Here is a 24,285-nt window from a genome sequence, read left to right as displayed (position 1 = left end):
CGCAGCCCCCCGCGCGCGTGGTCCCGCCGCTACTCGTCCGCGTCGACCGTCACCGGGCCGCCCGCCGGGTCCACGCCGCTCGTCCACCGCTCCCCGAGCCGTAGCGAACGCCAGGGGAGGAGCGTCCCGCCCAGCCGCTCCCGCCGCAGCGGGACGCCGTTCTGGGCGACGGTCAGGACCGGGCGCACGAGCCGCCGCTCCGGCCGGACGAGCAAGGGGGCGGCCTCCGGCCCGAGGAGACCGGGCGTCACCCAGCGCAGCGGGTCCCGCGCGGTCACCGGCACGCCGCCGGCCGGCCAGGCGGCGCCGCCGAGCCGTTCGAGCACCGCATCCGCTGCCGCCCGCCCCTCGGCGGCCGCCACGAGCGCGGGCTCCACCCCGCGCAGCAGATTGCCGACGGCGAACACCCCCGGCTCGGAGGTGCGGAAGCCATGGTCCGTCACGGGTCCCCGGGTGCCGGGGGCGAGGGCGAGGCCGCGGGCGCGGACGAGCTCGTGGTCCGGGATCCAGTCGCCGGTGAAGACGACCGTGTCGCATCGCAGCACGCCCGTCCGCGCGTCCGGGCCCCGCACGGCGACTCCGGTCAGCCGGCCGCGCCCGAGCAGTTCCGTCACCACCGTGCCGGTGAGGACCGGGACCCGCGCGAACGCGACGGTGGCGGAGGGCAGTCCGGTGACGACGGCCGCCACCTCCACCCCCGCCGCACGCAGTGTCCGCAGCGCGCCCCGGGCCACCGGGTCGCCGCCGACGATCAACGCCCGCCGCCCTACGGACTCCCCGCGGAACCCGAACCGCGCGACCGTCCGCTGGAGTTCGCCCGTGGTCAGCACCCCGGCGGGCCGCGTGCCCGGCACGAGCCGGGCGCTGCGGGGCCGTTCGCGGGCGCCGGTGGCGAGGACCACCACCTGGGCCCGGACGCGTTCGAGGCCGGTCGGGGCCGTCACGTCCAGGGTGAGGGGCCCGGCCCAGCCGGTGGCCGAGACGCCGGTACGGACGACCGCGCCCGCCCGCAGCGCCTCCCGCACCGCGCGCCGTGCGAACGCCGGGCCGTCCAGGGCGCGCCCCCTGGCGTCCGCGCCGAAGCCCGGCCGGACGCAGTGGCGCGGCACTCCGCCCGCCGCGGACTCCCGCTCCAGGACCTCGACGCGGCCCGCACCGGCCGCCGCCAGCCGGGCGGCCGCGGCGAGCCCGGCGGGTCCCGCGCCCACGACGAGGACGTCGACCGTGCGGTTCACCGTGCCCCCTCCCCGTACGGCCGCTGCTGGGGCGGCCGTTCCTCGAACAGCGCCCGCACCTCCGTGCCGCAGTGGTTCCCCTGGCAGCGGCCGCCACGGGCGCGCGTCCGGCGCCGCAGCCCGTCGAGGCCGCCGGGCGGGATCGTCGAGGCGAGCGCGGCCCGGATCTCGCCCCGGGTGACCCGCTCGCAGTGACAGACGATCGTCCCGAACTCCGGGTCGCGCGCGATGAGCGCGGCGTCGCGGTACGGGCGGGGGAAGGCCTCGCCGAGGTTCGGCATCCGGACCGGGGCGAGCGGGCGGGCCGGCCCCGGGTCGAGGCCGCAGTCGGCGAGCAGGCCGAGCACGTGCTCGGCGATGGCCAGGGAGGCGGTGAGCCCGGTGGAGCGGATCCCGCCCACCGTCACGTACCGCAGGCCCGGGTGGGCGGCGATCCGGTAGTCCTCCTGACCGGTGGCGGCCCGCAGCCCGGCGTAGACGGCGGTGACCTCCTCGTCGAGCAGGGCGGGGAGGATCCGGCCGCCCTGCTCGCGCAGCCCGGCGAGCCCGTCCGCCGTCGTGCCCGTGGCGGTCTTGTCGTCCAGGTCCTCGGCGGTGGGCCCGAGCATGACGTTCCCGTACACCGTCGGCGAGATGAGCACGCCCTTGCCGAGCGGCCCGGGCACCGGCAGCAGGATGTGGCGGACGAGATCGCGGGCGAACTTGTCGAAGACGAGCAGCTGGCCGCGGCGCGGGGTGACGGTGAAGTCCTGCCTGCCGACCAGCGCGTCGAAGGCGTCCGCGTGCAGACCGCAGGCGTTGACGAGCAGACGCGCCCGGAGGACCCCGCGCCGGGTGACGAGCCGGTGGTACGGATCGCCCGGACGCACCTTCTCCACCCGGCAGTTCAGATGCAGGTCCACCCCGGAGCGGACGGCCTGCGTGGCGTACGCGAGGGTGGTGGTCCACGGGCAGATCACCGACTCGCCGGGCACTTCGAGCGCACCGACCGCGCCGGGACCCAAGTGGGGTTCGCGCACGCCCAGTTCGGCGGCCGAGAGGAGGCGCGTGGTGTGGTGGCCGTTGCGCTCGGCCTTCTCCGCGAGACGGGGGAGCGTCGCCCGCTGCTCCTCGTCCCAGGCGACGAGCAGCGCGCCCAGCGGCTCGACGGGGATGCCTGCCTCGCGCGCGTACGCGGTGAGCAGCCGGTGGCCCTCGCGCACGAGACGGGCTTCCAGGGTGCCGGGCGCGGCGTCGAAACCGGTGTGCAGGATGGCCGTGTTGGCCTTCGAGGTACCGTCACCGACGTCGTTCGCGGCCTCCACGAGCGCGACGCGCAGCGGGTGACGGGCCAGGGCGCGGGCGATCGCGGAACCGACGACCCCGGCGCCGACGACCACGACGTCGTACTCCGCGGCCTCCCCGGCGGGGAACGGCCCGGTCCTGGTGACGCTCATACGGACCCGGCCGCGGGGTCCGCACCGGCACCTTCCGTGCCCGCCGACCGTTCCACCAGCGCCGACGCCTCGCCCCCCGACCGCTCCACCAGCGCCGACACCTCCCTACGGAAGCGGGCCAGGCGCTCCGCCGCCTCCGCGGCCGAGATCCGGGGCTCGTACACGGCCGAGGGCTTCCACTCCGGTACGGCCTCGCGGAGCGTGAGCCCCTGGTGGTGTCCGAGCCGGGCGGCCGCGCCGACCCCGAGCGCCGTGGCGTCCGGCAGCGAGGCGACCTCGACGGGGAGTTGCAGCAGATCGGCCTGGGTCTGCATGAGCAGGGCCGAGCGGGTCAGGCCGCCGTCGGCGCGCAGCGCGGTCAGCGGCGCACCCCGGTCCGAGGCGGCGGCCGCGGCGAGCTCCACCACCTGGGCGGCGACGCCCTCGCACAGGGCGCGCACCAGATGGCCGGGCCCGGTGTCGAGGCCGAGGCCGGTGAGCGAGCCGCGCACGTCCCCCCGCCACCACGGCGCGGCGAGCCCCGCGAAGGCGGGGACGAAGGTCACGCCGCCGGCGTCCGGCACGCCGCCGCCGACCGCGTCGAGCTCCCCGGCCCCGGCGATCACGCCCAGGTCGGTGAGCCAGCGCACGGCCGAGGCGACCGTGTACACCTGGCCGTCGAGGCAGTGCGTGACGCGCCCGCCGAGCCGCCAGGCCACGCAGCTCACCAGGCCCGAGGCGGCGCGCCGGGGTTCGGGGCCGGTCTGCGCGAGGAGGAAGGCGCCGGTGCCGTAGGTGCACTTGGCGGCGGCGGGGTCGTCGGCGCTCTGGGTGAGCAGCGCCGCCTGCTGGTCCACCATGAGCCCGGTCAGCGGCAGCGGCGGGCCGAACGCGGTCGTGGTGCCGACCGGGGCGTCGCAGTCCACGACCCGGGGGAGCGCCTCACCGCCGAGCCCGTACAGGTCGAGGGCGGTCTCCGACCAGGCGACCGTGTCGAGATCGAGGAGTCCCGTGCGTCCGGCGGTGGCCGCGTCCGTGACGAACGCGCCGGTGAGCCGGTGGACGAGCCAGGCGTCGCTGGTGGTGACCACGCCGGCGCCGGTCGCGTGGCGGCGGATCCAGGCCATCTTGGGCGCCGCGAAGTACGGGTCCAGCGGAAGCCCGCTGATGCGGCGCAGCTCCTCGGCGTGGGCGTCGAGCCCGGCGCAGACGGAGTCGGCCCTGCGGTCCTGCCAGACGAGGGCGTCGGTGAGCGGTTCCCCGGTGGCGGGGTCCCAGGCGAGCACGGTCTCGCCCTGGTTGGCGAGGCCCACGGCGACCACGGGCGTCCCCGCCTCGGCGAGGGCGGCGCGCCCGGCGGTGACCACCGAGTCGTACAGCTCACGCGGGTCGACCTCGACCAGGCCGCCGGGGAGGTACCGCGGCCGGACGGGGGCCGTCCCGGTGCCGAGGACTCCGCGCTCGGGGCAGAGGACGAGCGCCTTCGTGCCGGACGTGCCCTGGTCGACGGCGAGTACCGCTCCGCCCGTCATCCCACCGCTCCCGTCGTTCGACCGCTCCGTGATCATCCGATCACCGAAAAGGGTCAGGGTGCCGCCGCCCGGGGCCCGCGTCAAGCCTCGGCGCGTCAGCCCGTCAGGTTGCCCGCTCTACCTGACAGTAAGTCAAATTCAGTCGTTGGCTTGATAGTTACTGTCAAGAAAGAAAGTGGACCGGTCGCGTCCAGAGCCCTCTATAGTGATCGCCGATCAACGGCCGGGACGCCCGCCGGGGGACTGACCACCCTTTCCATCCACCGAGGACCCATGACATCCACACCATGCCCCAGCCCCTGATGGCCGGACACGGATTCCGGCCCGTCTACCACCCGGCCGGCCACGACCACGCCCTGCGCAACGCCGTCCAGGACTTACGCACCGGCCGTTGGGTGTCCATGGCCCGGCTGCTCGACGAGACGTCCGACTGGGAGGCCTGGACCCGGCGCACCCAGGTCCTCGGCGCCGTCGCCGCGGGCAGTGACGTCGTCCCCATCTGGCGGGCCGAGCAGCCCGAGAGCCTCGCCGCCGCCGTGATGCACAGCCGGGTCGCCGTCGAGCGGGCCGTCCGCGCCCACCGCGCCGCCCACGCCCGGACCGGGGAACTCTGGCAGGAGGCCTGGACCGCCTGCCGCGAGGCCTCCGAGCGCTCACCCGCCGACCCCGTGCCCTGGGTCGGGCTGCTCGCCCTCGCCGCCCTCGACGAGCAGCAGCGGATGGCCGAGCACCGGCTCACCCCTCCGGCGCCCATGCTGCCGCCCGGCCCCTGGGGCCTGCTCGCCGAGGTGGAGAAGCGCGATCCGCACAACCGCGAGGCGCACCACCGCATGCTCCAGTTCGTCTACGCGCGGCGCTCCGGACCGCTCTCCGAGGCCGTCAACTACTCCTACTGGGCCGCCGGTTCCGCGCCCGTCGGCTCCGCCCTGCACGCCCTCCCGCTCTACGTCCGCGTCGAGCGCTACCGGCGCGAGCGAGGCCACGAGCGCGCCCTCGACCTGCACTGGGTCGCCGAGGACGCCGTACGCGACGCCCAGCGCGCCCTGGACACCTGGTTCCTCTTCTGCGCCACCGACGAGGCCTCCCTGCTCGACCTCAACCACCTGGCGCACGCCCTCTTCGGAGCCCTCCGCTTCGCCGACGCCGCCCGGGTCTTCGAGGCCCTCGGCCCGTACTACACGACCCTCCCCTGGGCCTACCGCACCGCCCACCCGGACGACCGCGCCCTCGCGGAGGAGGTCTTCCTGCGCGCCCGCGCCCGCTGTCTCAGCGGCTGACGCGCCTGCCGCACCCCGGCGCCCCCGCTTCCACCCCCACCCCCGCTCCCCCCCCGTCCCCGGAGGTCCCCATGTCCCGCACCGAAGCCCCGATCGACGCGATACGCAAGCCACCCTCCCAGGACGAGGAGGCGAGACTGAGAGAGCTCGGCTACCAGCCCGTCCTCGCCCGCCGCATGGACGGCTTCGGCAACTTCGCGATCAGCTTCTCGGTCATCTCCGTCCTCTCCGGCTGCATGACCCTCTACGGCTTCGGCCTGGGCACCGGCGGCCCCTCCGTCATGCTGTGGGGCTGGGTCGGCGTCGGCCTCTTCGTCCTGTGCGTGGGCCTCGCCCTCGCCGAGGTCACCAGCGCCTACCCGACCTCGGGCGCCCTCTACTACATGGCGGACCGGCTCGGCGGGCGCCGCTGGGGCTGGTACACCGGCTGGCTGAACCTGCTGGGCCTGCTCGGCGCGATCGCCGGCATCGACTACGGCGCCGCCCTCTTCACCGGAGCCTTCCTCAACCTCCAGTGGGGCTTCGTGCCCACCCCCGGCTCCACCTTCCTCATCTTCCTCGCGATCCTGCTGCTCCACGCCGGGCTCAACCTCTTCGGCGTGCGGCTCGTCAGCGTCCTCAACTCGCTCAGCGTCTGGTGGCACCTCATCGGCGTCGCGGTCATCGTCGGCGCGCTCGCCTTCGTCCCCGACCGGCACCAGTCCGTCGAGTTCGTCTTCACGAAGTTCGTCAACGACACCGGCTGGGCCAACCCGTTCTACGTCGCCGCGATCGGCCTGCTCCTCGCCCAGTACACCTTCTCCGGCTACGACGCCTCGGCCCACCTCTCCGAGGAGACCTCCAACGCCTCCGTCAGCGCGGCCAAGGGCATCGTCCGGTCCATCTGGGTCTCCTGGCTCGCCGGGTTCGCCCTCCTCGCCGGACTCACCTTCGCCATCCAGGACTACGCGGCCACGCAGAACAGCGCCACCGGCGTCCCGCCCGCCCAGATCTTCCTGGACGCGCTCGGCTCCGGCGGCGCCGCCGCCCTGCTGCTCGTGGTGATCGTCGCCCAGCTCTTCTGCGGCAACGCCGAGGTGGCCGCCGCGAGCCGCATGGTCTTCGCGTTCAGCCGGGACAACGCCCTTCCCGGCTCCTCGCTCTGGCGCAAGGTCGACAGCGGCACCCAGACGCCCGTCGCCGCCGTCTGGCTGGCGGTCGTCGTGGCCGCGCTGCTCGCCGTCCCCTCGCTGTACTCGGCCACGGCCTACGGCGCCGTCACCGCGATCAACGTCATCGGCATCACCCCCGCCTACGCCATCCCGATCTACCTGCGGCTGCGCGCCGGGAACCGCTTCGTCCCCGGCCCGTGGAGCCTCGGCCGCTGGAGCAGGCCGATCGGCTGGATCGCCGTCGTGTGGGTGGCCCTCGTGACCGTCCTCTTCTGCCTGCCGCAGAAGTCCCCGGTGAACGTCGACACCATGAACTACGCCGCCATCGCGCTCGCCGTCGTGCTCGTCCTCGCCAGCGTCTGGTGGTACGTCGCCCGCCGCTCGTACGGCACGCCGACCACGTACGGAAGCGCCCGCGAGGAGGCGGAGATCTCCGAGGGCATCATCTGAGGACGGAACCCGGCTCCCGCCCCCGGTCGGGGCCGGGAGCCGGGAGCCGGAGCGTCGTCAGGCGCTGAACTCGTAGGTCCAGGAGGCCGACTGGGCCGAGAAGTCGATGTCGGTGATCTCCAGGGCGTGCCCGTGCTGGTCGCTGACGACCCGGTGGACGACCAGCCGGGCCGTACCGCCCTCCGTCGTCGCGGCCGCGGTGGGCGGGACGCCGACCGACTCCCGGTGGGTGATCCGCAGCCCCGCCCGGTGCATCCAGTGGTAGAGGAGCCGCAGGTCCGGCTGTTGACGGCAGTCCCTGCCCCGCCGGTACCGGGAGAGCTGCGGGATCTCGGCGAGGGCCGGCCGGGAGAACCACGACACCGCCCGCTGGAGCGCCGCCCCGTGCGGCCCGAGCACCGTGTGCCGGTGGACGAGCGTCGGCTCGCCCGGGGTGAGCAGGAGCCGGGCCGCCAGGGGAGTGGGCGGCGGCTCCCACGTGAGCGAGGCCCGTACGAGTGCCCCGGCCGCCCGCGGCCCGCCCGGAAACGTCGGGCGGCGGGCCGTGAGGGCCGGTGCGGACGGCTCGGGCTCGGCCTCCTCGGCGGCGAAGGTGCCGCGCCGGTCGGTCACCACGAGCCCTTCCTCCCTGAGGAGTTGGAGCGCGCTGCGGACGGTCTGCCGGTTGACGTGGTAGTGCTGGGAAAGCGATCGCTCCGAAGGGAGCCGGCTCCCGGGGGAGATGCGCCGCTGGGTGAGGTCCTCGCGCAGGGCGGCGGCGACCCGGAGATAGAGCGGCACTTCCGCCGCCTCGGAATCGGGCTCGGCCATGATCAACCCTCTCTTTGCTCAGCGTGACAGCAGGGGGCGCCTGGGTGATCAATTCCTATCATTGGTCTAAACCATTTCGCCAGACCGGTCCGGCAGAGTGGCCGAAACGAGCGTCGCGCCTTGTAATGAGGTCACAGGTGACGGGCCGGTGGCTCGGCTGCGGACAGAAGCGGGTGAGGCCGGATGACGACTCCTTCGGAACGGGCCGCGAAAGGCAGGGCGGCCCGCAAGCGTGTCCCCCGCTCCTCCCACGGGCGGTGGATACCGAGCTCTCAGCGGCCCACCCCGCTGGACGTCCTGGAGCGCGAGTCCCAGGACCGGCTGCCCGACCTCGTCCCCCTCCGCTACGGCAGGATGGCCGTCTCCCCCTTCGCGTTCCTGCGCGGCGCGGCAGCCGTCATGGCCGCCGACCTCGGCGCCCAGCGGCACACCGGGCTCACCGTGCAGCTCTGCGGCGACGCCCACCTGCTCAACTTCGGGGTGTACGCCTCACCCGAACGGACGCTCCTCTTCGACGTGAACGACTTCGACGAGACCCTCCCCGGCCCCTTCGAATGGGACGTCAAGAGGCTCGCCGCCAGCGTCACCGTCGCCGCCCTCCAGAACGGCAGCGCGAAGCCCAAGGCGCACCGCGCGGCGCTCGTCGCCGTCGAGTCGTACCGCACGGCCATGCGCCGCCTCGCGGAACTGGGTGAGCTGGAGGTCTGGTACGAGCGGATCTCCGCCGACGACATCCTGCACGTCGTACGGGGCCAGGACCGCGCCCGCCTCACCAAACGGCTCGCGGGCGCCCGTCGCCGCACCAGCCTCCAGGCGCTCGCCAAGCTCACCGAGCGGGACGAGGCCGGGAACCGGCACATCGTCGACGACCCGCCGCTCCTCGAACGCGTCGCGGACATCGACCGGGCCACCCTCGGCAAGATCTTCAGCGACTACCGCAGCTCCCTCCCCGAGGAGCGCCGCGTCCTCCTCGACCGCTACCACTACGTCGACGCCGCACGGAAGGTCGTCGGAGTCGGCAGCGTCGGCACCCGCTGCTTCGTGCTCCTCCTCGAAGGCCGGGACGACAGCGACCCCCTCATCCTGCAGATCAAGGAAGCCGGCCGCTCCGCGCTCGAACCGTATCTGCCGCCGTCCTCCTACTCCCACCAGGGCCATCGCGTCGTCTGCGGACAGCGGCTCGTCCAGGCCGCGAGCGACATCTTCCTCGGCTGGATGACCGGACCCGAACAGCGCCACTTCTACTGGCGGCAGCTGCGCGACATGAAGGGCTCCGCCGAGGTGGAGACCATGTCCCCGGCCACCCTGCGGGACTACGCGCGGCTGTGCGGCCGCGCCCTGGCCCGCGCGCACGCCCGCACCGGCGACCGGATCGCCATCGCCGCCTACCTGGGTGCCTCGGACGTCTTCGACCGCTCGGTGGCCGACTTCGCCCTCGCGTACGCAGGGCAGAACGCCGACGACTACGCGGCGCTGGGCGCGGCCATAGCCGCGGGCATGGTGACGGCGGCCCCAGGCGCCTGAACGGGGTGACGGCCACCCCAGGGCGCATGAACACCGTGACGGCGGCCCCCGGCGCCGGTACGCGCCGGGAGGGCCGCCGTCACCCGTACGGCTCTACGCGTTGCGGCGCAGCGGCGGTTCCGCCGGCGTCTCGGACACCGGTCCGAAGAGGACCGCCCGCGCCACCGCGGGGGCGAACAGGGCCGTCATCGGGGCGGTGAGGGTGAGCGCCCGGCGGAAGGGGATGCCCACGACCGGGTCACCCGCCGCCCGCTCCTGCACCCGGCCCAGGTACCAGCCGACCGCCTTGTCCAGCGCGCCGGGACCGGCCGCACCGCCGACGGCGCCGGGCATCTTCTTGTCGGCGCCCGTCGAGATGTCCCAGGCCTGCCGGGAGGCGTCGAGCAGCGCGCGCTGCACCCGCCGGGTGGTCGGGGTGCGCCTCGGGTCGGCGAGCGCCCGGCGCAGGGCGACCGCGGAGATCGCGGCGACCGCCATGCCCTGCCCGTAGATCGGGTTGAAGGCGCAGAGCGCGTCGCCGGTGGCGAGGAAGCCGGCCGGGCGGCGGCCCGGACGGTCGTACCGGCGACGGATGTTGGCGGTCTTGCGGAAGCCGTACACCGGGGACACCGGCTCCGCCTCGGCCAGCCACTCGCTGATCACGGAGTGCGGCATCCGCTTGGCGTACTCCTCGAACGCCCCCTCCTCCGTCGGCGGTTCGTTGCCGCGCAGCCCGGAGAGGGTCACCAGGTGGGTGCCGTCGCCGACGGGCAGGACGACGGCCCCGTACTCCTGCGCGGGGTTGGGCACGATGAAGTAGCCCCTGGCGTCGCTGTCCAGGACCCCGGCCGGGGCGCGGTAGACCCGCGTGCCGTACGCGAGACCGGTGTCGATGGTCTCCTCGTGCGGCGCCTCGGCGCCGATCCCGGCGAGCCAGTCGGCGGACTTCGTGGACCGCCCGGACGCGTCGACGACGAGATCGGCCTCCAGGACCCGGGTCTCCTTATCGGCGCCCGCGCCGCGCTCGCGCAGCCGTACGCCGCGGACGCGCGAGGAGTCGCCGGTCAGGCCCACCGTCTCGTGGCCCTCGATCAGTTCGATGCGCGGGTCGGCGAAGACCCGCTGCCGCACCAGCCACTCCAGCTGCGGGCGCGCGCCCGAGTAGAAGTGCGCGCTCGCGGGCGTCCGGCGGAACCACTTGCCGTTCTGCCACTGGACCATGTCCTCCGGGACGCCCACCTTGGGCGCGCCGAGCTCTCCGAGCTCCTTCGTGAAGCCGGGGAGCAGCTCGTCGAAGGCCTGCTGCCCGCCCGCGATGAGGACGTGGAGGTGCCGGCCCTGCGGGACGCCGGGCCGGGCCTCGGGTCCCTCCGGGAAGCGGTCGCGCTCGACGACCGTCACCTTCTCGGCGTGCTCGGCGAGGACCCGAGCGGCCAGCAGTCCAGCGAGACTTCCCCCGATGACCACCGCGTGACGTGTCGCGCGGCGCCCCAAGTCGTCGGCCATACCCGCCCTTTCGTGTCGTGGAACTACAACTGACCAGTATCCACGCCGCTGCGGGCCGCGTCGCGTGTGCCGAGTCACTCGATGCGGCGGCCCGGCACCGGCCCCGCTCTGGAGGGCCGGGGTCGGACCGAGCCCGCTCCTACGTCTCCGGGCCCGCCTCAAGGGCGCAGGCTTCCTCCAGGCCGTGCACGGCCCACGCGGGGAACGGGTCCTCCCACGGGCCGGTCTCCCCGTCGGCGACCAGGCACCGGTCGAGCGCCGCGGTCAGGGCGGCGGCGTCGAGCTCCGTCCCGATGAACACCAGCTCCTGCGCGGCCGGGCCGTCGGCCGCCGCCACCCCGGAGGGCTCGAACCGTGCCACGGCACCCGCCTGCGACCACAGCCCGGTCACCGGCTCCCGGCCGGCCAGGGCGAAGAAGCCCTTGGAGCGCAGGATCCGCCCGTACGCGCCGCTGTCCATGCCCGTGGCGCCGTCGGTGACGAACCGCCAGAGCCGCGCCGGGTGGAAGGGGCGGCCGGCGCGGTAGACGGTGGACGAGATGCCGTACTCCTCGGTCTCCGGCGCGTGGTCCCCGTTGAGCTCCCGGACCCAGCCCGGCGCCTGCTGGGCCCGGTCGAGATCGAAGAGCCCGGTGCCGAGCAGCTCGGCGGTGGGGACGCGGCCGTGCGTGGCGGTCACGATCCGGGCCGCCGGGTTCAGCCTTTCGAGGGTCGCGGCGAGCCGCTCCGCGTCCTCGTGACCGACCAGGTCGAGCTTGTTGAGGACGATGACGTCGGCGAACTCGATCTGGTCCATGAGCAGATCGCTGACCGTGCGCTCGTCGTCCTCGTAGGGGGCGAGGCCGCGCTCGGTGAGCCCGTCCCCGGCCGCCAGCTCGGGCAGGAAGTTCGCGGCGTCGACCACGGTGGCCATGGTGTCGAGCCGGGCGAGATCGCCGAGGGTCGCGCCGTCGTCGCGCGGGAAGGCGAAGGTGGCGGCGACCGGCATCGGTTCGGAGATCCCGCTGGACTCGATGAGCAGGTGGTCGAACCGCCCCTCGCGGGCCAGCCGGTCGACCTCCTCCAGGAGGTCGTCGCGCAGGGTGCAGCAGATGCAGCCGTTGGTCATCTCGACGAGCCGCTCCTCGGTCCGGGAGAGCGCGGCGTCGCCGCCCCGCACCAGGGCGGCGTCGATGTTGATCTCGCTCATGTCGTTGACGATCACCGCGACGCGCAGGCCCTCGCGGTTGGCCAGGACGTGGTTGAGGAGCGTCGTCTTCCCGGCGCCGAGGAAGCCGGAGAGCACGGTGACGGGCAGCCGGACGTCGGCGGCCGGGTCGGCGGTGGGCACCGGCTCAGCCCTCGGGGCGGAGCAGGCCGCGCTCGTACGCCCGCACCAGGCGCTGCGGGACCTGGTGGACGACTCCGTCGACCGTGACGGGGACGAGCTGGACGGTGCTCGCCTTCCACTGGGAGCGGCGGTGGCGGGTGTTGGAGCGGGACATCTTGCGCTTGGGCACGGCCATGGGAAACGGACCTCCATCGTCGGGACGTGACGGTCACGCTACATGAAAATGATTCCCATTAACAAAGTCAGGACTCCTCCTCCGGCCCGAGCTCGGCCAGCGCGCCCGTCAGCCACTCCACCCAGAACCGCTCCAGATCCACCCCGCCCCGCAGGACGAGATGCCGCAGCCGGTCCGGTTCGGTCCGGCGGCGTTCCGCAGGGAAGTCGCGGGCCTCGATGACCAGGTACTCGTCCAACTGGGCCCGGTGCAGGGCGAGATGGCGTCGGAGCTCGGCCCGGAGCCCCGCCGCGCCCACCATCGCCGCCGCCCGCATCCGCAGCAGCAGCGCCGACCGGAGCGGCTTCGGGTCCTCCACCCTGCCCACCCAGTCGCTCAGCTCGGCCCGGCCCGCGGGCAGCACCTCGTACTCCTTCTTCTGTCCCCGGGCCGGCACGGGAGCGGGCAGGGCGCGGATGTGCCCCGCCTGCTCCAGCTTCCCGAGCTCGCGGTAGATCTGCTGGTGCGTGGCCGACCAGAAGTAGCCGATCGACTTGTCGAAGCGGCGCGTCAGTTCGAGGCCGGAGGACGGCTTTTCGAGCAGCGCGGTGAGGATCGCGTGCGGGAGGGACATGCTCGCATCCTAGGTTCGGCCGGCCACGGTGATCACGGGGTGGAGGTCAGAGGGTCGCCGCGAGCCGCGTGCCCTGGTCGATCGCCCGCTTCGCGTCCAGCTCGGCGGCGACGTCCGCGCCGCCGATGAGGTGTGCCGAGCGGCCGGCGGCGACCAGCTCCTCGTACAGGTCGCGGCGAGGCTCCTGTCCCGCGCAGAGCACGATCGTGTCGACCGGCAGGAGCTGCGCCTCGCCGTCGACGGTGAGGTGCAGGCCCGCGTCGTCGATCCGCTCGTACGACACCCCGGCCACCATGGTGACGCCGCGGTGCTTGAGCTCGGTGCGGTGGATCCAGCCGGTCGTCTTGCCGAGGCCCGCGCCGACCTTGGAGGTCTTGCGCTGGAGCAGGTGGACCTGGCGCGGCGGGGCGGTCCGCTCGGGCGCGCGCAGTCCGCCGCGGTTCTCGTACGAGGTGTCGACGCCCCACTGGCGGAAGTACGTCTCGGCGTCCTGGCTCGCGCCCTCGCCGCCGTCCGTGAGGAACTCGGCGACGTCGAAGCCGATGCCGCCCGCGCCGATGATCGCGACCCGCTCGCCGACCGGCGCGCCGTCGCGCAGCACGTCGAGGTAGCTGAGGACGCTCGGGTGGTCCTCGCCGGCGATGCCGGGCGTGCGGGGGGTGACGCCGGTCGCGACGACGACCTCGTCGTAGCCCTCCAGGTCGGCGGCGGAGACGTACGTGTTCAGACGGACGTCGATGCCGCGCTCGGCGAGCTGGACGCGGAAGTAGCGCAGCGTCTCGTCGAACTCCTCCTTGCCCGGGACGCGCTTGGCGATGTTCAGCTGGCCGCCGATCTCGGCGGCGCCGTCGAACAGGGTGACGGAGTGGCCGCGCTCGGCGGCGGACACCGCGCAGGCCAGTCCGGCCGGGCCCGCGCCGACGACCGCGACGCGCTTGGCGAGGCGGGTGGGGGAGAGGACCAGCTCGGTCTCGTGGCAGGCGCGCGGGTTGACCAGGCAGGAGGTGATCTTCAGGTTGAAGGTGTGGTCGAGGCAGGCCTGGTTGCAGCCGATGCAGGTGTTGATGGTGTCCGCGCGGCCGGCCGTCGCCTTGGCGACGAAGGCGGGGTCGGCGAGGAACGGGCGGGCCAGCGACACCAGGTCGGCGCGGCCGTCGGCGAGGATCTCCTCGGCGACCTCGGGGGTGTTGATGCGGTTGGAGGTGACGAGCGGCACGGAGACCGCGCCCATCAGCTTCTTCGTCACCCAGGTGTAGGCGCCGCGCGGCACGGAGGTGGCGATGGTGGGGATGCGCGCCTCGTGCCAGCCGATGCCGGTGTTGATGATGGTCGCGCCGGCGGCCTCGATCTCCTTGGCGAGCTGGACGACCTCCTCCAGGGTGGAGCCGCCGGGGACGAGGTCCAGCATGGAGAGGCGGTAGACGAGGATGAAGTCCTCGCCGACGCGCTCGCGGATCCGGCGGACGATCTCCAGCGGGAAGCGGACGCGGTTCTCGTACGAGCCGCCCCAGCGGTCGGTGCGCTGGTTGGTGGCGGCGGCGATGAACTCGTTGATGAGGTAGCCCTCGGAGCCCATCACCTCGACGCCGTCGTAGCCGGCCTCCTTGGCGAGTTCGGCGCAGCGCGCGTAGTCCTCGACGGTCTGCTCGACCTCGGCGTCGGACAGCTCGTTGGGTACGAAGGGGCTGATGGGCGCCTTGATCGGGCTGGGGCCGACGAGACCCGGGTGGTAGGCGTACCGGCCGAAGTGCAGGATCTGCATGGCGATCCTGCCCCCCTCGGCGTGCACGGCGTCGGTGATCAGCCGGTGCTCGGCGACCTCCTCGGCCGTGGTCAGCTTGGCCCCGCCGTCCCAGGGGCGGCCGGCCTCGTTGGGCGCGATGCCGCCGGTGACGATGAGGCCGACGCCGCCCCGGGCGCGCTCGGCGTAGAAGGCGGCCATGCGCTCGAAGCCGTGCTCGGTCTCCTCCAGGCCGACGTGCATCGAGCCCATGATCACCCGGTTGGGCAGGGTGGTGAACCCGAGGTCGAGCGGGCTCAGCAGGTGCGGGTACGGGGTCGGGGTCATGGGGGCGCCTCCTCGCGCAGGGGTCGTCGACCTCTGTTCTAGGCGACCCCGCGCGTCTTCTGCAACTAGTTGCAGAAGAATCGGGGAGTGACATCTACTACTCGGTAGCCTCCGGGTCGGCAAGGAGATCGCGCGCATCGGGGGTGCCGGCCACGCTGACTCCCTCCAGGGGAGGGGAACGGGCGACACCGGCGTGGCGCCCGGGGAACGGAAACCGACGGGCGGATCGTCACCGTGTCCGAGCCGGACGCAGGGCCGGCTCCCGAACGGGACGGTGATCATGAGACACGGGTTCACGCGCGGCCTGCCCCTCGGAGGCGTTCTCCTGGCAGCGGCGCTCACCCTGGCGCCCGCGGTCGGCGCCGAGGCCCACCACGGCCCCGGACACGCGGCCGACCCGAGGCTCTCCCTCACCAAGGTCGCCGACGCCGCCTCGGCCGACGCGGGATCCGCCGTCGGCTACACCCTCACGGTCACCGGTCGCGGACCGGGCAGCGCCGTCCGCGCGGCCCTGACCGACCCCCTGCCGTCCGGCGCCGGTGTCGAGTGGCGGATCTCCCCTTCGTACAGCGGACCCGGGAGGTGCGTCCTCCAGGGGCCCGTCGGCAGCCAGACCCTGCGCTGCTCCTTCGGCAACCTCCGGCAGGGCGCCCGGGCCGTCGTCCACGTCGCCGCAACGACGACGGCGGCGAGCTGCGGCGCGTACCCGAACACCGCGACGGCGACGGCCCGCAACGGCCCGCCCGTCAGCGCCTCCGCCTCGACGACGGTCGTCTGTCCTCCACCGTCCCCCGAGCTGAGCCTGGGCAAGACCGCGGATGCCGCGTCGGTCAGCGCCGGCGACCCGATCGGCTTCACCGTCACCACACACAACGGCGGCGGCGACGCCACCGGGGTCACGGTCACCGACCCCCTGCCCGCCGGCCCCGGCATCAGCTGGACGATGGACCCGGTCGACGAAGCGTGCACGCTCGTCGGGCAGACCGGTTCCCAGACCCTCTCCTGCTCCTATCCCGACCTCCCGGCCGGAGCGAGCCGATCCGTGCACGTCCAGAGCCTCACCGTCTTCGCGAGCTGCGGGAGGTACGGCAACACCGCCACCGTCACCGGCGACAACACCGGCAGCGCGCGGGCCACCGCCGACACCACCGTGCTGTGCCCGTCGATGGCCCTGGCCGAGACCGCGGACGCGACGTCCGTCGACGCCGGCGGCGAGATCGGCTTCACGGCCACCGTCGCCAACGGCGGCCCGGGCACACTCAGGAGCGTCACCCTGAACGACGCGCTCCCGGCGGGCCCCGGCATCCAGTGGTCGCTCAGCCCCGCCGTCACCGGGTGCGTGATCAGCGGCGCGGCCCCCGGCCAGGTGCTCGCCTGCGACTTCGGTGACGTACCGCCCGGCGGATCGGTCTCCGCGCACGTGGCCGCCCTCACGACCACCGACAGCTGTGGAACGTACGACAACACCGCCAGGGCCTCCGCCGCCAACGACGACACCCGAAGCGCCGCGGCGTCCACGACCGTGGTGTGCCCCGCGGCGGCCGTCCGCACGGTCCCGGCCGCGTCGGCCACCCGCCCCGGTGCCCGGGCGCTGACACAGGGCTCGTGAAGCTCCGTGGGCGGGCCGACGCCGTCGGCCCGCCCACGCTCACACCTTGCGGTAGCCGTACGCCTCCGAGGCCGCGGCCGCCACCGCGTCGAGGTCCCCACCGGCGCTCGCCGTCACCAGCGCGGCGACCGCGCCCTCGACGAACGGCGCGTCCACCAGGCGGCAGCCCTCGGGCAGTTCGTCACCCTCGGCGAGCAGCGCCTTCACGGTGAGGACCGCGCTGCCCAGGTCGACCAGGAGCGCCACCCCGGCCCCCCGGTCGACGGCCTTGGCCGCCTCGCAGATCAGCTCGGCACTCGTCCCGAGCCCACCGTCCGGCGTGCCGCCCGCGGGCAGGACGGGCGCCAGGTCGCCGCCGCCGGCGAGGCCCCGGGCCAGCTCGGCCACCGCCGTGGCGACCGCGGCGCTGTGCGAGACGAGCACGATGCCGACGGGAGACGGGCTCATGCCACTCCCTCCGCCCCGGCCGTCTCGGCGAGCGCGGCGAACAGCAGCGCCGACGACGTCGCGCCCGGATCCTGGTGCCCGATCGACCGCTCCCCGAGATAACTGGCCCTGCCCTTGCGCGCCTGGAGGGGTACGGTCGCCAGGGCACCCTCCTCGGCGGCGGCGCGGCCCGCCTCGTACGAGCTCCGCAGCCCCGCCACGGCCGGCACGAGCGCGTCCAGCATCGTCTTGTCGCCCACCTGGGCACCGCCCAGCCGCGACACCGCCGCCACACCGGCGTCGAGCGCCTCCGCCAGCCGCTCCCGGGTGACGTCCGCCTCCTCGCCCAGGGTCTTCCCGGCGCGCCGGAGCAGCGTCCCGTACAGCGGTCCCGAAGCGCCGCCGACCGTCGAGATGAGCTGCCGCCCTGCGGCGGTGAGCACGGCGCCGGGAGTCGGCGGCGGTTCCTTCTCGAGGATCTCCGTCACGGCGGCGAAGCCCCGCTTCAGATTGGCGCCGTGGTCGGCGTCGCCGATCGCAGAGTCCAGCTCGGTGAGCCGGTCGGCCTCCCGGTCGACGTCCTCGGCCACCGCGGTCAGCCAGCGCACCAGGAACCCGGCGCCGAAGGTCTCCGTCACGTCGTCACTCCCCATGCCCATCCCGTCTCACCGGCCCCAGCGCAGCGCGGGCGTCTGCACCGGAGCGTCCCACAGCCGCAGCAGCTCCTCGTCGACCTCGCACAGGGTCACCGAGCAGCCCGCCATGTCGAGCGAGGTCACGTAGTTCCCGACCAGTGTGCGGGCCACCGGGACATGCCGCTCGGCGAGCACCCGCTGCACCTCGGCGTTGAACCCGTACAACTCCAGGAGCGGGGTCGCGCCCATCCCGTTGACGAGGGCGATGACCGGTCCGGACGGGCGCAGATCCTCCACGACGGCGTCGACGGCGAAGTCCGCGATCTCCCGCGAGGTCATCATGGCCCGCCGCTCCCGGCCCGGCTCGCCGTGGATGCCGATGCCCAACTCCAGTTCTCCCTCGGGGAGATCGAAGGTCGGGCTGCCCTTGGCGGGGGTCGTGCAGGCGCTCAGGGCCACCCCGAAGGACCGGGACCGCTCGTTGACCCGGCGGGCGATCGCCTCGACGCGCTCCAGCGGGGCGCCCTCCTCGGCGGCCGCGCCCGCGATCTTCTCCACGAACAGGGTGCCCCCGGTACCGCGGCGCCCCGCCGTGTACAGGCTGTCCGTGACGGCCACGTCGTCGTCGACGAGGACCTTGGCGACCTGGATGCCCTCGTCCTCGGCGAGCTCCGCGGCCATCTCGAAGTTCAGCACGTCGCCGGTGTAGTTCTTGACGACGAACAGCACCCCGGCGCCGCTGTCGACGGCCGCGGCGGCCCGCACCATCTGATCGGGCACCGGCGACGTGAACACCTCGCCCGGACAGGCGGCGGCCAGCATCCCGGGCCCCACGAACCCCCCGTGCAGCGGCTCGTGCCCGGACCCGCCGCCGGACACCAGCGCCACCTTCCCCGCCACGGGCGCGTCCCGCCGCACCACGACACGCCGCTCCACGTCGACGGTCAACTCGGGATGCGCGGCGGCCATCCCCCGCAGCGCGTCGGCGACGACCGTCTCCGGAACGTTGATGAGCATCCTCATGGATACCTCCAGGTGGGAGCAGCAGGCAAGTAACTGACCTGTGTCTTTGCAGGTCAGGGCAGGTGTGCCGGTTTGTCGTTCTTGGTGGTCCGTGGCGTTTGGGGGCGGTTCCGTGCGGTCCTGATGCCGACTTGATGCCGACTTTCCGATGGTGCATCAGCTTTGGGTTGCGAGAGCGAGCTTCGCGCATGCGCATCCCGGAGCGATTATCGGCGCTAGGACGCGGGTGCGCACCGATGCCCCACCGGTTGAATCCGGCCGGTCTCGCACCCGGGGTGCTCTGGGGTCGGCGTGCCGCGAGGGTGTGTGTCGAGGTGGTCATGGTGATGGGACGGATGCCTTCCGGGCAGCGACCGCCCGATGAGGCTTGCTGCTTGATGCGTCGATCGCTGCAGGCCCCGGCAGCGCCCTGCCCGGCCCGGCCGCCGCCGCGGCAGACCTAAGGAGCTGGTGGAGCGGTCGCTGTTCCATCTGCCCGACGCGCGTCCGGCGTCGCATGAAGCGCTCTTCTCGGCGCTTGTCGAGGCCCGGACGGTGTTCCAGGCGGCGGAGTACAGCAAGCTGGGGCGGACGTTGCCGTCGCTGATCCTCGGCTCCCTCGCCTCGCAGGCCCACGACATCGCGGCCCGTGCGTACGTCCTGCTCGCGCAGCTCGCGATCAAGAGCTACCAGGGCATGGCGTGGGTGGCGGCCGAACGGGCACGGGCTCAGGCGGAGCTGACCGGCAACCCGGTGGTGACGGGCGAGGCCGCGCACTCGACGGGCGTCTCCCTGCGCCGCAGCGGTGACTACCAGGCCGCGATCGACCATCTCCAGGAAGCGGCCGCACGGTTGGGACGGCATCCTGAGGAACTCGCCATGCGGACACGCTGATGCTCTGACGGCCTCGTACAGCGCCGCGCAGGCCGGATGGCGGGGCCGCGCGAGGGAACTGATCGGAGAAGCCGAGGAGACGGCGAAGCGGAGCGAGACGGCCGCACAGCACCTCTCCATCCCCGGCGGGTTCGGCCAGGCTCAGACGCGCGGCTTCCTCCGTCCACACGCCTTCGGCGAGGTCGACCAGGCGCTGATGTACGCGGAGAAGCTCGACCCGTGCCGGCTGCCGACGTCCGAGCGGCGGGGACGTCCCGTCAGCGCTACAGCGGCACGGCCCAGTGCCAGGCGCCCGCACGGCAGTGCACGTGCTGGAGGGCCCATTCCGGGCCTTGTCAGTCCCGCGCCGTATGAGTGGCTCTGCCTGCAGATCGGGCAGCGCGACGAGGGTCCAGGTGTCGAGGGGGGCGAGGGAGGTCGTGGCCGGCACGCGGCCTCGCGCAGCAGCCTGCTTCGGCTCACCTCCACCGGGAACCTGCGCGTCCCGGCGGGGGAGGGGGTCTCCTTCCGCGGCGTGGACATGATGGTGGTGGAGATCCAGGAGACCCGCATCACGTACGACATCGACGGCATCATCCAGGACATCACGGTGGCCGTGGACACCAAACCGGAGATCTGAGGGGCCGGCCCGAGGAGGAGGATCGGCACGGCCGGTGGCGGCAACGGGCCGATCCTCCCCGGAGGCAACCCCGTCAGTGCTTCTCGGAGACGGCGGAGAACGTCGGGTTCATCCCGACTGTGTTGGCCTTCACAAGGCCGGCCTCGACGAGCTGCCACATGCCGCGCTTGACCTCGTCCAAGTCCACGTCGAGGCCCTGTTCGCCCAGCCATCGTGCGATGCGGTCCGCCGTCTTGTCCCGGTGGCTCCTCCCCTGGAGGTAGGCGAGCGCCGACTTCTGCCACCGCACGGCGCCCGGCACCGGAGCCGCGTTCGTGCCCGCCGGTGCGATGGTCTCGGCCAGGTGGAGAAGGGCGGCGATGATGCCGCGAGTGTCCTTCGAGCGTGTCGTCTCGTAAGCCTCGATCGCCTCGGCGCGGAAGTCCGCCACAGGTCCCCCTAGGGTCGCGGATCAGTTGAACTCGCAGGGTAAAGCGGGGAGTTCAGCAAGGGACAGGCCGCCTCTTCTGTAAAAGCGGCCCGACCTCGGCTTGGCCTCGGAAGAGTGAACCAGTGGAGGGCTGCGTTTCACTTGCCAATCCCGGCTGCATATTTCCCCTCGTTGGATCCGACGAAGGGGTAGGTAAGCCGTTGCCCACGCTCAAGATGTCCTTTGCCTCCGCGCTGTCGGCAGTTGTCTTCGCATCGGGGCTGGCGCTCGGTACAGCTGGCACGGCCGGCGCCGCCACCTGCCCCTCCGAGGCGTCCCCCACTGCCCGCGGCGGCGACGCCCACTGGAAGATCGCCTGCACCAGTACGGGGGTGAAGGTCTACGGCTGGGTCCAGGACACGGCCGCGGACGGCCGGTGCGCAACCGTGACCGCTACATCCGACGGCGGTCCCGGATGGATCGACATGGTGGAAGCGTGCGGCTCCGGTGTCCGGAAGAACTTCGACTGGTCCATCCCGGGCACCAAGGCGGCCAAGGTCTGGCTGCGCATTCTCGACACGGACTGACGCGCTGCTGTCTTGGCCGGCAAGCCGATTCGGCCCTGGAGGCGGTGACGCAGCGGGAGAACGTTCTCCACGGAGGTGGTCCCACGGCTGCGAACGCCCGTAAGACGCACTGACTCTTTTCCCACCTCACGTTGAGGTGTGGTGAAGGATGGCGACCGCCTTCACCACGCCCGTGATCCGGGTCGTGCTGCAGCGGAGCTTCCGGAGGAGGCTCCAGGCCTTGAGGGTGGCCATGGCGCGTTCGTCGGGGCAGCGGATCTTGGCGTGGGTCGTGTTATGACGACGCTTCCATCGCTTGAGGCGACGGCCGCGAAAGGACACCCGGACAGGACGGGCGCACGGTGTGGTCACGTGCGCCCGCGGCGTTCGCTGGTCAGTCGATGGTGTCGATGACCTCGCCGAGGTCGACGAACTTGAAGCCGGTGGCCTCGCGGTCGCCGTCGCTGGGGGTCTCCTGACCGTCCTGGACGACGAGGAGGCCCTTGGGGTAGCGCGTGCCGAGCGGGGCGTTGAGCGCGGCGGCGCCGTCGCAGACCTCGGAGCCGTCGAGGGTGGGGGAGGCCGCGGCGATGCGGAAGGCGTTCTCGTACTCGTTGTCCTCGTCGCGCTCGCGGTCGTAGGCGACGAAGGTGTTGTCGCCCTGGCTGGAGGCGAGCAGGTAGCCGTCGCCGTCCGGCTCGTTGACCAGGGTCAGGCCCTCGACGTCGGCCGTCAGGTGCTTGCCGCCGAAGCCAGGGTCGGCGCCGGGCACGCACTCCTCGGTCTGCGCGTCGTACGTGCCCGGGACGCCGTACTCACGGACCTTGTCGATCAGGATCGGCGTGCCGGTCAGACCCGCGTCGATGCGCCAGATGCCGACGTCCTCCTGCCCCGCGTACAGGGTGCCGTCCGAGGGGTCGACGACCATGCCCTCGACCTGCGGCAGTTCGCCCGGCTCGGCGCAGGGCGTCCAGGAGTCGCCGTTGGGCAGGCGGAAGGAGGCGGGCAGGTCCAGGGTGCGGACCTGGCGGTAGTCGACGGTGCCGGCCGGGGTGGGGAGCAGTTCCAGCAGGGCGATCCGGGTGCGGTTGCGCTGGCTGACCAGGGCGTAGGAGCGGCCGGTGGTGCGGTCGGTCCAGGTGGCGAGGCCGTACGCGGTCTTCTGCTTGTTGATCTCGGCCTGGTCGGCGGAGAAGACGGGCTGCGCTCCCGGGTCGGTCACGTCGGTGAGCGGGCCGCCGGGCTTGTCCCGGTCGATGCGGTAGATCCGCAGCCGGTCGTTGCCGCGGTCGCTGACCACCGCGACGTCCGTGCGGACGCCGCCCAGGCGCAGGCCCTGCACCAGGTCGACGTTGTTGAAGCGGCCGGGCTTGTCGTCGGCGCTCGGCCCGGCCGGGACGGGGATCGACTGCACCTGGCGCGCGTCCAGGTCATAGGCCCGCAGGCCGCCCTGCTTGGCGGCGGCGATCACCAGGCTGCGGCCCGGGTCGGCGGGGTTGCGCCAGATCGCCGGGTCGTCCGCGTTGGCGTTGCCGCCGGCCTCGTCGTCGAACAGCGGGGCGGTCTCGGCCTTCGGTCGGACGCTGTCGATCCCGGAGGCCTGTGCCGGGAGGGCGAGCAAGGTCGCCAGTGTCGTGCAGAGAACGAGCGTGGAGGCGCGAGATGTCAGACGTATCGTCATGGTTCTTCCTTGTATGAGGAACTTTGCCCTAACGAGAAGACCCTCACGATCACGGCTGTCATGTCCACGACTGAAAGGTGGACGGCGGTTGAACACGCCCCGAAGGCTCCTGCGGTCGGAGCACCCGATCAGGGGCCCCGGCCGCAGGAGCACTGGTGGTGAGCGGAACCGGTCAGCTGATGGCGATGCCGTCGAGCAGGAAGACGGTCGACAGGTAGGTGTCTTCGGTACCGGCGAACTCCAGCTTCACCGTCTGCCCCTTATAGGCGGACAGGTCGACGGTCTTCTGGACGTATCCGGAGCTCGCGTCGGCGTTGGAGTAGGTGGCCAGCGTGGTGCCGTTGACGTTGACCTTCAGGGTGTCGTAGGCGGTGGAGCCGGACTCCTGGGTCGTGACCCTCAGCCAGAAGGTGAGCTTCGGGGTGCCGGTGGAGGGCACCGCGATGTTCGACTGGGACAGGGACTCGACGGCGTCAGCGCCGTAGCCCATCATCCAGGCGTACCAGGACCCGTCACGCGCGGCCTGCAGGGACGAGTTGGTGATGATGCTGTCGCTCTGGGTCCAGCCGCCGGTGCCCTGCTCGAAGCCGCCGTTGGCCAGTGCGTTCCCGCTGGGAGGCGTAGTCGGCGAGGGGGTGGGGGTGGACGGCGAGGGGGTGGGGGTGCCGGTGCCGGGGTCGGGCAGCGCGGTGCCGACGCTGACGGCGGCCCACGCCTTGGAGACGAGGTACCCCTCCTGGGAGTTGGTGCCGTACAGGTCGGCGGCGGCCTGCAGGGTGGCGGTGCGGGCGCCGGCGTAGTTGGTGGTGGAGGTCATGTAGGTGGACAGCGCGCGGTACCAGACCGCTGCGGCCTTGTCCTTGCCGATGCCCGCGAAGGTGTCGTTGTTGCAGGTGGTGCCGGTGTGCGAGCGTCCGCCGATGGTCTTCGCCCCGGTGCCCTCGGCCGCCAGGTAGAAGAAGTGGTTGCCGATCCCGGAGGAGAGGTGCACGTCCACCGAGCCGGCGCTGGAGTTCCAGCAGGACAGCGATCTGCCGTCGGCGGCCGGGTTGTCCATCCGGCGCATGTAGCCGCCCGACATGTTGAGCTTCTCGCCGATGTAGTAGTCGCCCGGGTCGCCGGTGTTGTCGGCGGAGAACTCGACCATGGTGCCGAAGATGTCGCTGGTGGCCTCGTTCAGGCCGCCGGACTCGCCGGAGTAGGTGAGGTTGGCGGTGGCGGCGGTGACGCCGTGGCTCATCCGTGCCCGGCCACGTCCACCGCGGTGACCGGGGTGTTGCTGTTCTGCGAGGAGCCGTCGCCGAAGTACATGCAGAAGCAGTTGTCGTCGTAGAAGGCGTCACCGGCAGTCCGTGATGGCGCTTGCGCAGGTCGTGGGC

General features: G+C 73.0%; 22 protein-coding genes and 1 pseudogene. 6 read left to right on the top strand and 17 right to left on the bottom strand.

The features are described from left to right. Nucleotides 1-29: 29 nt before the first annotated feature. From ABT041_RS33775 to ABT041_RS33765, 3 genes are read right to left on the bottom strand one after another with little or no spacing between them, the layout of a single operon-like run. Complete coding sequence (locus ABT041_RS33775) at nucleotides 30-1,235, bottom strand: FAD-dependent oxidoreductase (RefSeq protein ID WP_351191727.1); 1,206 nt, start codon at nucleotides 1,233-1,235, stop codon at nucleotides 30-32. Further along, nucleotides 1,232-2,671, bottom strand: a complete 1,440-nt coding sequence (locus ABT041_RS33770) for an FAD-dependent oxidoreductase (protein WP_351191725.1) — start codon at nucleotides 2,669-2,671, stop codon at nucleotides 1,232-1,234. The genes ABT041_RS33775 and ABT041_RS33770 overlap by 4 nt, the downstream gene beginning before the upstream one ends. Continuing rightward, nucleotides 2,668-4,182, bottom strand: coding sequence for an FGGY family carbohydrate kinase (locus ABT041_RS33765; RefSeq protein WP_351191723.1), 1,515 nt, complete (start codon nucleotides 4,180-4,182; stop codon nucleotides 2,668-2,670). The genes ABT041_RS33770 and ABT041_RS33765 overlap by 4 nt, the downstream gene beginning before the upstream one ends. 302 nt (nucleotides 4,183-4,484) lie before the next feature. Between ABT041_RS33765 and ABT041_RS33760 the strand changes: the two genes are divergently transcribed. Next, nucleotides 4,485-5,459, top strand: a complete 975-nt coding sequence (locus ABT041_RS33760; RefSeq protein WP_351191802.1) for a hypothetical protein — start codon at nucleotides 4,485-4,487, stop codon at nucleotides 5,457-5,459. A 71-nt stretch (nucleotides 5,460-5,530) separates the two neighbouring features. Then, the gene (locus ABT041_RS33755) at nucleotides 5,531-7,060 is read left to right on the top strand and encodes an amino acid permease (RefSeq protein ID WP_351191721.1); all 1,530 of its coding nucleotides are present in this window, start codon (nucleotides 5,531-5,533) and stop codon (nucleotides 7,058-7,060) included. A gap of 57 nt (nucleotides 7,061-7,117) precedes the next feature. Here ABT041_RS33755 and ABT041_RS33750 read toward each other — a convergent pair whose 3' ends face one another. Next, on the bottom strand, nucleotides 7,118-7,870 hold the full coding sequence (locus ABT041_RS33750) for a GntR family transcriptional regulator (RefSeq protein ID WP_351191719.1): 753 nt from the start codon (nucleotides 7,868-7,870) through the stop codon (nucleotides 7,118-7,120). Nucleotides 7,871-8,053: 183 nt separating this feature from the next. Here ABT041_RS33750 and ABT041_RS33745 point away from each other — a divergent pair, with 183 nt between their 5' ends. Continuing rightward, a complete protein-coding gene (locus ABT041_RS33745) occupies nucleotides 8,054-9,394 on the top strand; it encodes a DUF2252 domain-containing protein (RefSeq protein WP_351191717.1) in 1,341 nt (446 codons plus the stop codon). Between the two features lie 93 nt (nucleotides 9,395-9,487). On the opposite strand, the gene ABT041_RS33740 is transcribed toward ABT041_RS33745, so the two are convergent. From ABT041_RS33740 to ABT041_RS33720, 5 genes are all read right to left on the bottom strand, one after another. After that, nucleotides 9,488-10,879 (bottom strand): NAD(P)/FAD-dependent oxidoreductase, encoded by a 1,392-nt coding sequence (locus ABT041_RS33740; protein WP_351191715.1) that lies wholly within the window; start codon nucleotides 10,877-10,879, stop codon nucleotides 9,488-9,490. 139 nt (nucleotides 10,880-11,018) lie between these two features. Next, entirely contained in the window at nucleotides 11,019-12,209 is a 1,191-nt protein-coding gene (locus tag ABT041_RS33735; RefSeq protein ID WP_351191713.1) for a GTP-binding protein, read from the bottom strand. Between the two features lie 4 nt (nucleotides 12,210-12,213). Beyond that, nucleotides 12,214-12,384, bottom strand: coding sequence for a 50S ribosomal protein L32 (rpmF, locus tag ABT041_RS33730; protein WP_351191711.1), 171 nt, complete (start codon nucleotides 12,382-12,384; stop codon nucleotides 12,214-12,216). A gap of 67 nt (nucleotides 12,385-12,451) precedes the next feature. After that, on the bottom strand, nucleotides 12,452-12,997 hold the full coding sequence (locus tag ABT041_RS33725; RefSeq protein WP_351191710.1) for a PadR family transcriptional regulator: 546 nt from the start codon (nucleotides 12,995-12,997) through the stop codon (nucleotides 12,452-12,454). Nucleotides 12,998-13,043: 46 nt separating this feature from the next. Next, nucleotides 13,044-15,065, bottom strand: a complete 2,022-nt coding sequence (locus ABT041_RS33720) for an oxidoreductase (RefSeq protein ID WP_351191708.1) — start codon at nucleotides 15,063-15,065, stop codon at nucleotides 13,044-13,046. A gap of 280 nt (nucleotides 15,066-15,345) precedes the next feature. Here ABT041_RS33720 and ABT041_RS33715 point away from each other — a divergent pair, with 280 nt between their 5' ends. Next, nucleotides 15,346-16,674, top strand: coding sequence for a hypothetical protein (locus ABT041_RS33715; protein ID WP_351191706.1), 1,329 nt, complete (start codon nucleotides 15,346-15,348; stop codon nucleotides 16,672-16,674). A 39-nt stretch (nucleotides 16,675-16,713) separates the two neighbouring features. Here the strand turns inward: ABT041_RS33715 and ABT041_RS33710 are convergent, their stop codons facing one another. The 3 genes from ABT041_RS33710 to dhaK are packed head-to-tail and all read right to left on the bottom strand — an operon-like array spanning nucleotide 16,714 to nucleotide 18,758. Then, on the bottom strand, nucleotides 16,714-17,121 hold the full coding sequence (locus ABT041_RS33710) for a PTS-dependent dihydroxyacetone kinase phosphotransferase subunit DhaM (RefSeq protein WP_351191704.1): 408 nt from the start codon (nucleotides 17,119-17,121) through the stop codon (nucleotides 16,714-16,716). After that, nucleotides 17,118-17,753: a dihydroxyacetone kinase subunit DhaL gene (gene dhaL, locus ABT041_RS33705; RefSeq protein ID WP_351191702.1), complete on the bottom strand. Its 636-nt coding sequence runs from the start codon at nucleotides 17,751-17,753 to the stop codon at nucleotides 17,118-17,120. Before dhaL ends, ABT041_RS33710 begins: the two co-directional genes overlap by 4 nt. Before the next feature lie 12 nt (nucleotides 17,754-17,765). Next, nucleotides 17,766-18,758: a dihydroxyacetone kinase subunit DhaK gene (gene dhaK / locus ABT041_RS33700; RefSeq protein ID WP_351191700.1), complete on the bottom strand. Its 993-nt coding sequence runs from the start codon at nucleotides 18,756-18,758 to the stop codon at nucleotides 17,766-17,768. Nucleotides 18,759-19,208: 450 nt separating this feature from the next. On the opposite strand from dhaK, the gene ABT041_RS33695 reads away from it, so the two are divergent. Beyond that, nucleotides 19,209-19,631 carry a hypothetical protein gene (locus ABT041_RS33695; RefSeq protein ID WP_351191698.1) on the top strand — a complete coding sequence of 141 codons (423 nt, stop codon included), beginning with the start codon at nucleotides 19,209-19,211 and terminating at the stop codon, nucleotides 19,629-19,631. Nucleotides 19,632-20,323: 692 nt separating this feature from the next. Here ABT041_RS33695 and ABT041_RS33690 read toward each other — a convergent pair. Further along, complete coding sequence (locus ABT041_RS33690; protein ID WP_351191696.1) at nucleotides 20,324-20,680, bottom strand: hypothetical protein; 357 nt, start codon at nucleotides 20,678-20,680, stop codon at nucleotides 20,324-20,326. 200 nt (nucleotides 20,681-20,880) lie between these two features. On the opposite strand from ABT041_RS33690, the gene ABT041_RS33685 reads away from it, so the two are divergent. Further along, on the top strand, nucleotides 20,881-21,246 hold the full coding sequence (locus tag ABT041_RS33685; protein ID WP_351191694.1) for a hypothetical protein: 366 nt from the start codon (nucleotides 20,881-20,883) through the stop codon (nucleotides 21,244-21,246). Between the two features lie 126 nt (nucleotides 21,247-21,372). Here ABT041_RS33685 and ABT041_RS33680 read toward each other — a convergent pair. The 4 genes and pseudogenes from ABT041_RS33680 to ABT041_RS33665 all read right to left on the bottom strand — a co-directional run. Next, a pseudogene (locus tag ABT041_RS33680) lies at nucleotides 21,373-21,573 on the bottom strand (transposase family protein); the annotation flags it as partial. 46 nt (nucleotides 21,574-21,619) lie between these two features. Beyond that, the gene (locus ABT041_RS33675) at nucleotides 21,620-22,906 is read right to left on the bottom strand and encodes a phytase (protein ID WP_351191692.1); all 1,287 of its coding nucleotides are present in this window, start codon (nucleotides 22,904-22,906) and stop codon (nucleotides 21,620-21,622) included. Between the two features lie 172 nt (nucleotides 22,907-23,078). Further along, nucleotides 23,079-24,146: a M4 family metallopeptidase gene (locus ABT041_RS33670; protein ID WP_351191690.1), complete on the bottom strand. Its 1,068-nt coding sequence runs from the start codon at nucleotides 24,144-24,146 to the stop codon at nucleotides 23,079-23,081. Further along, nucleotides 24,143-24,217, bottom strand: coding sequence for a hypothetical protein (locus tag ABT041_RS33665; protein WP_351191800.1), 75 nt, complete (start codon nucleotides 24,215-24,217; stop codon nucleotides 24,143-24,145). The genes ABT041_RS33670 and ABT041_RS33665 overlap by 4 nt, the downstream gene beginning before the upstream one ends. Between the last annotated feature and the right edge of the window lie 68 nt (nucleotides 24,218-24,285).

The organism is Streptomyces sp. NPDC002825, assembly GCF_040295385.1.
Taxonomy (GTDB): domain Bacteria; phylum Actinomycetota; class Actinomycetes; order Streptomycetales; family Streptomycetaceae; genus Streptomyces.
The sequence above is the reverse complement of the archived record's forward strand: the minus strand, read 5'-3'. Positions and strand labels throughout refer to the sequence as shown.

Coding starts and splice junctions, on each gene's coding strand:
- rpmF (WP_351191711.1), bottom strand. CDS start 12,384: ATGGCCGTGCCCAAGCGCAAGATGTCCCGCTCCAACACCCGCCACCGC.
- dhaL (WP_351191702.1), bottom strand. CDS start 17,753: ATGGGGAGTGACGACGTGACGGAGACCTTCGGCGCCGGGTTCCTGGTG.
- ABT041_RS33770 (WP_351191725.1), bottom strand. CDS start 2,671: ATGAGCGTCACCAGGACCGGGCCGTTCCCCGCCGGGGAGGCCGCGGAG.
- ABT041_RS33720 (WP_351191708.1), bottom strand. CDS start 15,065: ATGACCCCGACCCCGTACCCGCACCTGCTGAGCCCGCTCGACCTCGGG.
- ABT041_RS33745 (WP_351191717.1), top strand. CDS start 8,054: ATGACGACTCCTTCGGAACGGGCCGCGAAAGGCAGGGCGGCCCGCAAG.
- ABT041_RS33750 (WP_351191719.1), bottom strand. CDS start 7,870: ATGGCCGAGCCCGATTCCGAGGCGGCGGAAGTGCCGCTCTATCTCCGG.
- ABT041_RS33675 (WP_351191692.1), bottom strand. CDS start 22,906: ATGACGATACGTCTGACATCTCGCGCCTCCACGCTCGTTCTCTGCACG.
- ABT041_RS33710 (WP_351191704.1), bottom strand. CDS start 17,121: ATGAGCCCGTCTCCCGTCGGCATCGTGCTCGTCTCGCACAGCGCCGCG.
- ABT041_RS33760 (WP_351191802.1), top strand. CDS start 4,485: ATGGCCGGACACGGATTCCGGCCCGTCTACCACCCGGCCGGCCACGAC.
- dhaK (WP_351191700.1), bottom strand. CDS start 18,758: ATGAGGATGCTCATCAACGTTCCGGAGACGGTCGTCGCCGACGCGCTG.
- ABT041_RS33740 (WP_351191715.1), bottom strand. CDS start 10,879: ATGGCCGACGACTTGGGGCGCCGCGCGACACGTCACGCGGTGGTCATC.
- ABT041_RS33715 (WP_351191706.1), top strand. CDS start 15,346: ATGAGACACGGGTTCACGCGCGGCCTGCCCCTCGGAGGCGTTCTCCTG.
- ABT041_RS33765 (WP_351191723.1), bottom strand. CDS start 4,182: ATGACGGGCGGAGCGGTACTCGCCGTCGACCAGGGCACGTCCGGCACG.
- ABT041_RS33725 (WP_351191710.1), bottom strand. CDS start 12,997: ATGTCCCTCCCGCACGCGATCCTCACCGCGCTGCTCGAAAAGCCGTCC.
- ABT041_RS33670 (WP_351191690.1), bottom strand. CDS start 24,146: ATGAGCCACGGCGTCACCGCCGCCACCGCCAACCTCACCTACTCCGGC.
- ABT041_RS33755 (WP_351191721.1), top strand. CDS start 5,531: ATGTCCCGCACCGAAGCCCCGATCGACGCGATACGCAAGCCACCCTCC.